The organism is Pseudomonas helleri, assembly GCF_009600315.1.
Classification (GTDB): domain Bacteria; phylum Pseudomonadota; class Gammaproteobacteria; order Pseudomonadales; family Pseudomonadaceae; genus Aquipseudomonas; species Aquipseudomonas helleri_A.
The window spans coordinates 128092-140163 of sequence record NZ_WIWC01000002.1 but is presented as its reverse complement, the minus strand read 5'-3'; the positions used below and the strand labels follow the sequence as shown (position 1 = coordinate 140163).

Genomic DNA, 12072 nt, shown 5'->3' with positions numbered 1-12072 from the left:
TCGCACACGCATCATCACGCGGCGCATGTTGATAACTGCCACAACCCTGCTCGTGGTGTCCATTCTGTGTATCGTCAGCTATTTGCTGGTACGCGAATACCGCAACACTGAACAAGAAGCCACGCGTTCAGCGTTTAATCTTGTGCAACTGATTGATCGCGAGGTGCGCAATACCGTATCGCTTTACGACACGGCATTGGTGAGCCTGATCAGCTTGTTTCAAAGTCATGCCCTCGACTCTTTTCCTCAACCCCTTCAAAACACGCTGCTCTTTCACAAAGCCAGCGAGCTGCCTTCAAACGACGGTTTTTATTTGCTCAACGCACTGGGCGAGGTGATTGCAACTTCAACTCCAGACATCGCCCTGGGCCAGAACGTCACTGACAAACCCTGGTTCAAAGTGCATCGTGAACTCGACAGCGGAGAAATTTTCATCAGTCGCCCGTTTCAAAACAGCGGTAAAGATGGTGACTGGAGCATCCCTTTTTCCCGTCGCATGTCCGCACCGGATGGTTCTTTTGCGGGCGTGGCCGTTGCCCAGATGAAACTGGATTACTTCACCAGCCTGTTACGCGGCCTGGATGTGGGCCCCGATGGCAATATCAGCCTCTTTCGCACTGACGGCATCATGCTCGTGCAGTACCCAGCGATGCCTTCTATCACCACGGGAGAGGATCTGAGCCGCCACCCCAACTACATGCGACTGCTGAATGAGGGTTACGGCAGCTTTATCGCCATGTCTGACACCTATAAAGCACCGCGACTCTACAATTTCTCTCAGGTCTACAACTTGCCGATCGTGGTCGTGGTGGGCTTGTCGACTGAATATATTTTCAGTAATTGGTGGCATACAGCCTTACTGATTGGAACCGCCACCCTGCTGCTGTGCCTGGGCATGATCTGGCTGACGTTGCTGCTGAGACATGAACTGTACTTACGCCAACAAGCCGAACGTTCTCTCGCCGAACTGGCCTCTACCGATCCTTTGAGCGGGCTAGCCAATCGCCGTGTTTTGGATAAAACACTTGCCGATGAATGGCGTGTTGCACAGCGTACAGGCCGGCCTTTATCGCTGCTGATGATTGATATTGATCACTTCAAACAATTTAACGACACCTACGGGCATCAGATCGGCGATGAGGCGATTCGTCGGGTCGCGAAGATCATCAACACGCACATGCGTCGGCCCCGAGACCTGGCCACTCGTTATGGCGGTGAAGAGTTTGCCGTGGTGCTGGCTGATACCGATGCTGCTGGCGCCCGACAATTGGCTGAAGACATCCGCGCATCCGTCGATGCTATGGAGCCTGTACTCCCGGGCAAGCAAAAACTCACGGTCAGCCTGGGGGCGTGTACCTGTTATGCCAAGCCGGAAGATGACGTACAAGTGCTGTTAAGCATGGCGGACAAAGCCCTGTACCAAGCCAAGAAAGGGGGCAGAAACCGGGTTGTAGCGATCAACGAGACGGGGCTTAATGCGATCAAACCTGCCCCCGGAACCCTTTAACGGCCTCAGCGGTGCAAATGCGCAGCATAAAAAAAGCCACCCGAGGGTGGCTTTCAAAACTAGAGAAAGAAGTTTTTACTTAAACAGCTGCAACAGGACGCATGTACGAGATCGGTGCCGTGCTGGCATCTTCAAAGGTCACGACTTCCCACGCATCTTTCTGTTCAATCAGCTTGCGAAGCAGCTGGTTGTTCAGTGCATGGCCAGACTTGAAGCCCTTGAACTCACCTATCAGGCTATTGCCCAGCAGGTAAAGGTCACCAATGGCGTCGAGAATCTTGTGCTTCACGAATTCATCTTCATAGCGAAGACCGTCTTCGTTCAGAACACCGTTAGCATCAACCACGATTGCGTTTTCTACGCTACCGCCGAGTGCAAGGTTGTGCTTGCGCAGGTACTCGATGTCACTCATAAAACCGAACGTACGGGCGCGGCTGACTTCTTTAACAAACGAAGTGCTGGAAAAATCCACGCTTGCACTTTGGGTACGGTTATGGAAAACCGGGTGATCGAAATCGATCTCGAAGCTCACCTTAAAGCCTTCGAAAGGGACAAAAGTGGCGCGCTTGTCGCCATCTTCTACGGTCACTTCACGCAGGATTCGAATGAACTTCTTCGGCGCGTCCTGTTCTTCCAGGCCCGCCGATTGAATCAGAAACACGAAAGGCCCGGCGCTACCGTCCATAATCGGGACTTCAGACGCGGAGAGTTCGACGTAGGCGTTATCGATCCCAAGGCCAGCCATGGCCGAGAGCAAGTGCTCTACCGTGTCTACTTTTACATCGCCGTTGACCAACGTGGTCGACATCGTCGTCTCGCCGACGTTTTCCGCGCGAGCAGGAATCTGCACCACAGGGTCAAGGTCTGCACGACAAAACACGATGCCGGTATCCACAGGCGCCGGTTTGAGGGTCAAGTAGACCTTCTCACCGGAGTGCAGGCCGACACCTGTGGCACGGATAATATTTTTCAGGGTGCGTTGTTTAATCATGGCATTGGCCGCTTCAGCGCAAATTGCGAACTGGTATCAACAAAGGCTGGCGATAATAGCAGACCGAGCCTTTGCTGAATACCAATCACCTTAATCCCCCTGATTGAATTCATTAATCAGCCTGTCGACGCAGGAAAGCCGGGATGTCCAGGTAGTCCAAATCGTCTTGAGGATTCAGTTTGGCAGCGGTTGTCGCCCCTTGCTGAGCCTGATTACGCATCACGGTAGGACGGTCCAGATCGCGGTAATTAACCACTGGCTGCTCCTGACGCTCGGTACGTACGTCCTGACGAGCAGGCGCGGTATGTGCCTGCGAAGGTGCGTAGGACGCTTGCACGTTATCAATCACCTTGACCGGCTTCTCGATTTTCGCGCCCAAACCGGTGGCTACCACGGTCACGTGCAGTTCGTCGCGCATGTCCGGATCGATAACGGTACCGACTTTGACCATAGCGTGCTCGGAAGCAAAAGCTTCAATGATGCTACCCACGTCGGAGTACTCACCCAGGGACAGGTCAGGGCCGGCAGTGATGTTCACCAGGATGCCGCGAGCGCCTTCCAGGTTGACGTCTTCGAGCAACGGGTTGCGAATAGCCGCTTCGGTCGCTTCACGCGCACGGTTCGGACCGCTGGCGCAGCCAGTGCCCATCATCGCCATGCCCATTTCGCTCATCACGGTACGTACGTCGGCAAAGTCGACGTTGATCATGCCCGGACGCTTGATGATGTCGGAAATACCGCGAACGGCACCGGCCAGTACGTCATCCGCCTTGGCAAACGCAGACAGCAGGCTTGCGTCTTTACCCAGGATGGTCAGCAGTTTTTCGTTCGGAATCGTGATCAACGAATCGACGCTTTCGGACAGCAGACGAATACCTTCGTCAGCGATCTGCATGCGCTTGCGACCTTCGAACGGGAATGGACGTGTCACCACCGCAACGGTGAGGATGCCCATTTCCTTGGCCACTTCGGCAATGATCGGCGCAGCACCGGTACCGGTACCACCGCCCATGCCCGTGGTGATGAACACCATATTGGTGCCCTGCAACACTTCAGCGATGCGCTCACGGTCTTCCAGAGCGGCCTGACGACCGACCTCAGGATTCGCGCCAGCACCCAGGCCTTTGGTTACACCAGTGCCCAGTTGCAGGATGGTACGCGCGCCAATGCTTTTGAGGGCTTGCGCGTCAGTGTTGGCGCAGATGAATTCCACGCCTTCGATGTTGCTCTTAACCATATGGTTAACAGCATTACCACCGCCACCACCAACACCGATAACCTTGATTACCGGGCTTTGCGGGATGTTGTCTACGAGTTCGAACATGGTCCCTCTCCTTACAGTTCTCTAGTTTTTTTCGCCTACTTCTACCGCTTTGAATCTTTTACCGCTCAAGCTTTAAAAGTTGCCCTGAACCCAGCGCTTGAGGCGCTCGAACACAGGGGCTTTTTGTTCATCACTGCTGTAGTTGTCGCGGTTGCTGATACCCGATATGGAAATACCGTCCGACTGCTTTTGCAGTCCGTACAGCAACAAGCCCACAGCGGTGGAGTAAATCGGATTGCGCACAACATCAGACAAGCCTTTGGCGCTGTGCGGAACGCCCAGACGCACAGGCATGTGGAAGATTTCTTCCGCCAGTTCAACAGCGCCTTCCATTTTCGACGTGCCGCCGGTCAGTACGATGCCTGCCGGAATCAGGTCTTCGTAGCCGCTGCGACGCAGCTCGGCCTGAATCAGGGTGAACAGTTCGTCGTAACGCGGCTCGACCACTTCGGCTAAGGCCTGACGAGACAGCTCGCGTGGAGGACGATCGCCCACGCTCGGCACCTTGATGGTTTCACCGGCACCTGCCAATTTGGCCAGTGCACAGGCGTAACGGATTTTGATTTCTTCGGCGTACTGCGTCGGGGTACGCAACGCCATCGCGATGTCGTTGGTCACCTGATCACCCGCAATCGGGATCACTGCCGTATGGCGGATCGCGCCTTCGGTGAAGATCGCAATATCGGTTGTACCGCCGCCGATGTCGACCAGGCACACGCCCAGTTCTTTTTCGTCATCGGTGAGTACCGAGTAAGCGGAGGCCAATTGCTCGAGGATGATGTCATCAACCTCAAGACCACAACGGCGTACACACTTCTCGATGTTCTGGGCAGCATTTACGGCACAGGTCACCACGTGCACCTTGGCTTCCAGACGCACGCCCGACATGCCCAGCGGCTCACGCACGCCTTCCTGATTATCGATCACATAATCCTGCGCCAAGGTGTGCAATACACGCTGGTCAGCAGGAATCGCGACAGCCTGTGCGGCGTCGAGCACGCGCTCCAGATCGGCCGAGCTGACTTCACGGTCGCGGATCGCCACGATGCCGTGGGAGTTCAGGCTGCGGATGTGGCTACCGGCAACGCCGACGAATGCCGAGTGAATCCGGCAACCGGCCATCAGCTGCGCTTCTTCGATGGCGCGCTGGATCGATTGCACGGTGGACTCGATGTTCACCACAACGCCTTTTTTCAGGCCCCGGGACGGATGCGTGCCAATACCGACGATTTCGATCGTGCCGTCTTCACCGACCTCGCCCACCAGCGCCACCACCTTGGAGGTGCCGATATCGAGACCGACGATCATTTTTCCGCTTTGCACGTTTGCCATGGGTCCTGCCTCTTCTCAATTCTTCGCGACAGCGGGTTGGGCTATCGTGGGTGCCACAGGTTCCCGCCAGCCGACGGCCAATCCGTTGGCGTAACGCAAATCAATGCGCGCTATGTTCGTAATCTGTTCTTTAAGCGTGTTGTCATAGATGGCTATGAATCGACGCATTTTTTCTACCAGGTGATCGCGCCCCAACAGCAGCTCGATACCCGGCCCTGCACTGCCAGCTCCGGTGGTCAGGAACCAGCTACCGCGCTCACGCAGCTCCAGACGGGCGATGGAAAAACCCATCGGACGCAGCATCTGGCTCAACACCTGATACTGCTGCATCACTTGCTGCTGGGCCCGTTGAGGGCCAAACAGCTGCGGCAGGTGCTCGTAATTGGCCAGTTCACGCGGGGTAAACGCCTGCCCCTGGTTGTTCAACAACGCCGCATCACCCCAACGGGCCACCGGCAGTTGCTCTTCAAGGCGGATAACTACCTGATCCGGCCACACGCGACGTACTTCTGCATGGGCAATCCACGGCATCTGTTCAAGCTCGGTACGCATGCCTTCCAGGTCGACCGTAAAGAAGCTGGCAGCCATGTAAGGGGCAATGCGCTGCTGCACGGCTTGCTGGCTGATATACGTCAAATCACCCTGCACGTTGATGTTGTTGATCGGGCGGTCCGCGTACGGCATCAATCGCTGCGCACCTTCGTAGGTGCCAAAACCCAACACCACCAACAACACCGGCCAAAACAGAACCTTCAAAAAGCCAAAATTGGCTTTCGGCAGACGCCCCGACATCGGCTCTTTAGCCACCATTCGGCTGGCACCCCGTGGCACCGGCTTGCGGCCGGGGACAGGTTGCTGATGACGAAGCGATGCGCCTTGCATGGTCTTAACCTCGCGACTCTTCAACACTGGCTGCCAGAATCGACAACACCAGTTGCTGGAAATCCAGACCGGCAGCCTTGGCCGCCATCGGCACCAGGCTGTGATCGGTCATACCTGGTGCAGTGTTGACCTCCAGCAGCCAAAACTGACCCTGGGCATCCTGCATCACGTCCAGACGGCCCCACCCGGCAATACCAATCGCCTCACAGGCTTTGGCGGTCAGGTCCATCAGTTCTTTTTCCTTGGCCTCATCAAGACCGCACGGCACCCGGTACTGAGTGTCGTTGGCCACGTACTTGGCGTCGTAGTCGTAGAACGTATGCGGGGTGCCCAGGGCAATCGGTGGCAACACCTGGTCACGCAGGGTGGCGATGGTGAACTCCGGACCGGTGATCCATTGCTCTACCAACACTTGCGAGTCGTACTTACTGGCCTCGGTCCACGCGCTGATCAATTCATCAACGTTGTTCACTTTGGCCATACCGATACTTGAACCTTCATGGGCCGGTTTGACGATCAAAGGGAAGCTCAGTTCCTTCGCCGCGCAAATACAATCGGCTTCAGTGGCCAGAACGGCGTGACGCGGGGTCGGAATACCCAGGCTGTGCCACACCTGTTTGGTGCGCAGCTTGTCCATGGCCAGTGCCGAGGCGAGGATGCCGCTGCCGGTATAAGGAATGCCTAGGCACTCCAGCAGCCCTTGCATGCTGCCGTCTTCACCGCCACGGCCGTGAAGAATGATAAAGGCGCGGTCGATTTTTTCTTGCGTGATGCGTGAGATGAAATCGTCGCCTACATCAATGCCGAACGCATCGACACCCGCACTTTGCAGCGCTGCAAGCACGGCATTGCCTGAATTGAGCGACACCTCGCGCTCGGCGCTTTTGCCGCCGAACAGCACTGCCACACGGCCGAAGTCGGCGGGGGCAATGGTCGAGAACAGGTTGGCGTAGGCAGCAGTCATTTCAACTTTCCTTCATTGGCTGCAACAACAGCACCGGCAAACAGCGGACTTTTAATAAGTTGCGGTGCCAGACGGCCAATATCGCCCGCCCCTTGGCACAACAGGATGTCGCCCGCGCGCAGCAGCGGCTTGACGATCGGCGCCAGCTCTACGCCGCGTTCGATATAGATAGGATCAAGCTGACCGCGCTGGCGGATGCTGTGGCACAGCTGACGGCTGTCAGCCCCCGGAATCGGCTCTTCACCGGCCGGATAGACTTCCATCAACAGCAGCACATTGGCGTCAGCCAGCACCTGCACAAAGTCGTCGTACAGGTCGCGGGTGCGACTGAAACGGTGCGGCTGGTACACCATCACCAGACGACGCTCAGGCCAGCCACCACGCACCGCCTTGATCACGGCCGCCACTTCGGTCGGGTGGTGACCGTAGTCGTCCACCAGCATCACGCTGCCGCCTTCAACCGGCAGTTCGCCATACACTTGAAAACGACGTCCCACCCCTTCAAAGCGTGACAGGCCCTGAACAATGGCTTCATCGCTAATGCCTTCATCGGACGCGATGCAGATGGTCGCCAGGGCGTTCAATACGTTGTGGTTGCCCGGCATGTTGACCGACACGTCCAGCGGCTCACGATCAGGGCGCAGCACGGTGAAGAAGGTTTGCATGCCTTGCTGGCGCACATTGATCGCCCGCACGTCGGCCGCTTCGCTGAAGCCATAGGTGACGGTCGGTCGTTTAACCAATGGCAGGATTTCGCGCACCACTGGATCGTCGAGGCAAACCACGGCCAAGCCGTAGAACGGCAGGTTATGCAGGAACTCGACGAAGGTTTTCTTCAGCTTGTTGAAGTCACCTTCGTAGGTCGCCATATGGTCGGCGTCGATATTGGTCACGACCGCAACCAGCGGCTGCAAGTGCAGGAAGCTGGCATCGCTTTCATCGGCTTCAGCGATCAAGTAGCGGCTGGTGCCCAACTGTGCATTAGTGCCTGCTGCATTCAGCCGGCCACCGATCACAAAGGTCGGGTCCAGACCACCGGCCGCGAAGACCGACGCCAACAGGCTGGTGGTGGTGGTTTTGCCATGCGTACCGGCAACGGCAATGCCGTGGCGATAGCGCATCAGCTCCGCCAGCATCTCGGCCCGAGGCACCACTGGAATACGACGTTCCAGTGCATTTGCGACTTCCGGGTTCGAGGTGTTAACCGCGCTCGACACCACCAGCACATCGGCATGGGCAGCGTTTTCAGCGAGATGGCCGATAAAAATCTTCGCGCCGAACGACTCAAGACGTTCAGTCACAGGGGATGCGTTCAGGTCGGAACCTGACACCTGGTAGCCCAGGTTAAGCAATACTTCGGCGATACCGCACATGCCTACACCGCCGATACCGACAAAGTGAATATGACGGATACGGCGCATTTCGGGCTGCGGGATAGCTTTCTGATTCTCAACCATTGGCCACCTCCAGGCAGATATCGACAACGTTACGGGTTGCATCAGGTTTGGCCAGGCGGCGAGCATGGCTGGCCATGCTGTTCAGTCGTTCCGGTTGCATCAATACCTCTGTCAGGCGATCAGCCAGTTCGGCTGCGCCAGTTGTCGCTTGTGGCATCAGGAAGGCAGCGCCTTCGCGGGCCAAAAAGTCGGCGTTACGGCTCTGATGGTCGTCAATCGCGTGGGGCAATGGCACCAACAGCGAAGGCAGACCGGCCGCAGCCAGTTCACTGACGGTCAGCGCGCCTGCGCGACAAACCACCAGGTCGGCCCAGCCATAAGCATGGGCCATGTCTTTGATAAACGGCTGAACGTCAGCCTCAACGCCAACCGCTTGATAGCGCTCGGCGGTAATTTGATCGTGCTGTTTACCGGCCTGGTGAAAGACTTCAGGTCGGACCGCAGCTGGCACGTTGGCCAGCGCTTCGGGCAACAGCTTGTTCAACGGCTCGGCGCCCAGGCTCCCGCCCAGTACCAACAACCGCGCCTTGCGCCCTTCAAGGGCCGCACGTGGCGCCAGCGTGAACAGCTCGGCACGTACCGGGTTGCCGGTGGTGCGCAATTTGTCCATTGCTGTAAAGGTTTGCGGGAAGGCTTCACACACCCGGCTCGCCATGGGCACCAGCAAACGGTTTGCCGTGCCGGCGACTGCGTTCTGCTCGTGAATGATCACAGGCACACCACAGGTTTTTGCCGCCAGACCACCGGGGCCGGTGACATAGCCACCAAAGCCCAGCACACACACTGGCTTGAGCTGTCGAATGATTTTGCGCGCCTGAAACAAGGCCTTGAGCAGCACAAACGGCGCTTTGAGCAGCGACAGTTTGCTTTTACCGCGCAGGCCCGCGACGTTAATCAGGTGCAGTTTGAAACCGGCTGGCTCTACCAGCTCGTTCTCAATACCGCGCGGTGTTCCGAGCCAGTGAACGGTGTAACCACGGGCTTCGAACTCACGCGCACACGCCAGTGCCGGGAACACGTGCCCGCCGGTACCGCCGGCCATAATCAGCACATTAGCGCCCATGGGTCGGCTCCTCGGCGAAGTCGCTTTCTTTGAAATCAGCTTCCTCACTGCCCAAATGGGTACGACTCTCCCATTCGATGCGCAGCAACAAGCCCATGCACACACAGCAAATCACCAACGAACTGCCGCCATAACTGAGAAATGGCAAGGTCAGACCCTTGGTGGGCAACAGCCCGACGTTCACGCCGATGTTGATCAGGAATTGGCCGATCCACAGGAACGACAAGCCATAGGCCATGTAGGCCGCGAAGTATTGTTTGGCCCGCTCAGCCCACAGGCCGATGTACATGCCGCGCACGCATACAAAAACGAAGAGCGCCACGGTCAACAGCGAACCCACCACGCCCAGTTCTTCAGCCAGCACCGAAAATACGAAGTCGGTATGCGCTTCAGGCAGGTAGAATTGTTTCTGCACGCTGTTGCCCAGACCGACACCAAACCACTCGCCGCGACCAAACGCGATCAGGGCTTGAGTCAGCTGGTAACCGGAACCGAACTGATCGGACCACGGGTCGGTAAAGGTGATCAAACGCGCCATCCGATAAGGCTGGGCCTGTACCAGTACGAATACCGCACCCACTGCAAGTGCCACCATCAGGGCAAAGCGGAACAAACCGACACCGCCTAAAAACAGCATGGCCGCCGCAGCGCCCATCATCACAACGGTGGCCCCGAAGTCGGGTTCCATCAGCAACAGGCCAGCCATTGGCAGCAACACGATGAATGGCTTGAAGAAGCCCATCCAGCTTTCACGAACTTCCTTCTGCTGACGCACCAGATAACCGGCGAGGTAAATCACCACGAATACTTTGGCGATTTCCGAGGGTTGCACGTTGAAGAAGCTGAAACCGATCCAGCGCATGGAGCCGTTAACCTCACGGCCTATACCCGGCAGCAACACCATCACCAGCAAACCGAACGCTCCGAGCAGCAACATCCAGCCCATACGTTGCCAGGTCGCAATCGGCACCATCATGGTCAACACGCAGGCGCCCAGACCGAGCACGATATAAAACAGGTGGCGGATCATGTGGTACAGCGTGTTGCCTGACTGCAAGGCGGCCACTTCGGACGAAGCCGAGGTAATCATCACCAGGCCCAGCCCGAGCAAGGCCAGGCAACCGGCGAGCAACGGGAAGTCGAGGTCAATGCCACGGCCCGTGATCAGCGGTGAAGGATAAGGTTTGATAATGCCGAAGATCATGCCAAGGCCTCCACAGCGCGAGCGAACAGCTGGCCGCGCTCTTCGTAGTTCTTGAACATGTCGAAACTGGCACAGGCAGGCGACAGCAAAACAGCATCGCCCGACTGCGCCAGTTCGCGGCTTTGCACAATAGCGTCGTCCAGCGAGTCAGCGCGTACCCGCGGCACACCGTCGCCCACGGCGGCAGCGATCAGGTCGGCATCTCGGCCCATCAGCACCACGGCACGGCAGTGCTTGGCCACCGAGTCGCGCAGGCCGCTGAAATCAGCGCCCTTGCCGTCTCCACCTGCGATCAGCACCAGCTTGCCGTCCATGTCGGCCCCCAGACCGTCGATCGCGGCCAGTGCAGCGCCCACGTTGGTGGCCTTGGAGTCGTTGTAATAACTCACACCGTCCAGTTCACGTACCCACTGGCAGCGGTGCTCAAGCCCGGTAAAATTGCGCAAGCTGCTCAACATGGCGTCGAACGGCAAACCCACGGCATGCCCTAGCGCCAGCGCGGCCAGAGCATTGGCCTGATTGTGAGCGCCACGCACTTTCAATTCGCGCACAGGCATCAGGTTTTGAAATTCGAAGGCCAGGTATTTTTCGCCGTTCTCTTCACGCAGGCCAAACGCCTTGAAGTCAGGAGCGCTCAGGCCGAAGGTCCAGCACGGCAGGCCTTCGCTCATCAGCGGACGGGTCAACGCGTCCTGACGATTGACCACCACCTGCTTGGCGCCGCGGAAAATCCGGTGTTTAGCCAAGTGATACGCGGGCAGGCCGCTGTAACGGTCCATGTGGTCTTCGCTGACATTCAGCACCGTGGCCACTTCTGCGCCCAGCTGATTGGTGGTTTCGAGCTGAAAGCTCGACAGCTCCATCACGTACAGTTCGATGTCATCGTTGAGCAGATCCAGCGCCGGTGTACCCAGGTTACCGCCGACCGCCACGCGCTTACCGGCAGCCGCTGCCATTTCGCCGACCAGCGTGGTGACGGTGCTCTTGGCGTTGGAACCACTGATTGCCACGATGGGCGCTTTCGCGTTACGCGCGAACAGATCGATATCACCCGACAGCTTCACCCCACGGGCGGCAGCCGCTTGCAGCGCCGGTGTCGCCAAGGCCAGGCCGGGACTCACGTAGAGTTCATCGGCGCGGCACAGGAAGTCGACATCCAGTTCGCCACAACGCACTTCCACTTGCGGGTAGTCACGGCTCAGCGTGGCCAGCTCCGGCGGATTTTCCCGGGTGTCAGCCACCGCAAACGACACGCCCTGCTGCGCCAAAAAGCGCACCACAGACATGCCGCTCTTGCCGAGGCCGACAACAATGCGGAAGTGGTCAGAAGCAATCAGAGACACAGGTT

At 57.7% G+C, this 12072-nt stretch carries 10 protein-coding genes; 1 reads left to right on the top strand and 9 read right to left on the bottom strand.

The genetic code is table 11. The annotated features are described in order from the left end of the window. Positions 1–25: 25 nt before the first annotated feature. The gene (locus tag GHN86_RS01955; RefSeq protein ID WP_153379025.1) at positions 26–1507 is read left to right on the top strand and encodes a sensor domain-containing diguanylate cyclase; all 1482 of its coding nucleotides are present in this window, start codon (positions 26–28) and stop codon (positions 1505–1507) included. 79 nt (positions 1508–1586) lie between these two features. Here the strand turns inward: GHN86_RS01955 and lpxC are convergent, their stop codons facing one another. The 9 genes from lpxC to murD all read right to left on the bottom strand — a co-directional run bounded on the left by lpxC (position 1587) and on the right by murD (position 12067). Then, positions 1587–2498, bottom strand: a complete 912-nt coding sequence (gene lpxC / locus GHN86_RS01950) for a UDP-3-O-acyl-N-acetylglucosamine deacetylase (protein WP_122785716.1) — start codon at positions 2496–2498, stop codon at positions 1587–1589. 112 nt (positions 2499–2610) lie between these two features. After that, positions 2611–3822: a cell division protein FtsZ gene (ftsZ, locus tag GHN86_RS01945; RefSeq protein WP_122785717.1), complete on the bottom strand. Its 1212-nt coding sequence runs from the start codon at positions 3820–3822 to the stop codon at positions 2611–2613. Positions 3823–3894: 72 nt separating this feature from the next. Beyond that, on the bottom strand, positions 3895–5154 hold the full coding sequence (gene ftsA / locus GHN86_RS01940) for a cell division protein FtsA (RefSeq protein ID WP_153379026.1): 1260 nt from the start codon (positions 5152–5154) through the stop codon (positions 3895–3897). A 15-nt stretch (positions 5155–5169) separates the two neighbouring features. Then, positions 5170–6036: a cell division protein FtsQ/DivIB gene (locus GHN86_RS01935; RefSeq protein ID WP_153379027.1), complete on the bottom strand. Its 867-nt coding sequence runs from the start codon at positions 6034–6036 to the stop codon at positions 5170–5172. 4 nt (positions 6037–6040) lie between these two features. Beyond that, on the bottom strand, positions 6041–7000 hold the full coding sequence (locus GHN86_RS01930; RefSeq protein ID WP_153379028.1) for a D-alanine--D-alanine ligase: 960 nt from the start codon (positions 6998–7000) through the stop codon (positions 6041–6043). Continuing rightward, entirely contained in the window at positions 6997–8457 is a 1461-nt protein-coding gene (murC, locus tag GHN86_RS01925; RefSeq protein ID WP_153379029.1) for a UDP-N-acetylmuramate--L-alanine ligase, read from the bottom strand. The genes GHN86_RS01930 and murC overlap by 4 nt, the downstream gene beginning before the upstream one ends. After that, positions 8450–9520 carry an undecaprenyldiphospho-muramoylpentapeptide beta-N-acetylglucosaminyltransferase gene (murG, locus tag GHN86_RS01920; RefSeq protein WP_153379030.1) on the bottom strand — a complete coding sequence of 357 codons (1071 nt, stop codon included), beginning with the start codon at positions 9518–9520 and terminating at the stop codon, positions 8450–8452. Before murG ends, murC begins: the two co-directional genes overlap by 8 nt. Beyond that, entirely contained in the window at positions 9510–10724 is a 1215-nt protein-coding gene (ftsW, locus tag GHN86_RS01915) for a putative lipid II flippase FtsW (protein ID WP_146384221.1), read from the bottom strand. Before ftsW ends, murG begins: the two co-directional genes overlap by 11 nt. Beyond that, positions 10721–12067 (bottom strand): UDP-N-acetylmuramoyl-L-alanine--D-glutamate ligase, encoded by a 1347-nt coding sequence (gene murD / locus GHN86_RS01910; protein WP_323369327.1) that lies wholly within the window; start codon positions 12065–12067, stop codon positions 10721–10723. The genes ftsW and murD overlap by 4 nt, the downstream gene beginning before the upstream one ends. Positions 12068–12072: the final 5 nt, after the last annotated feature.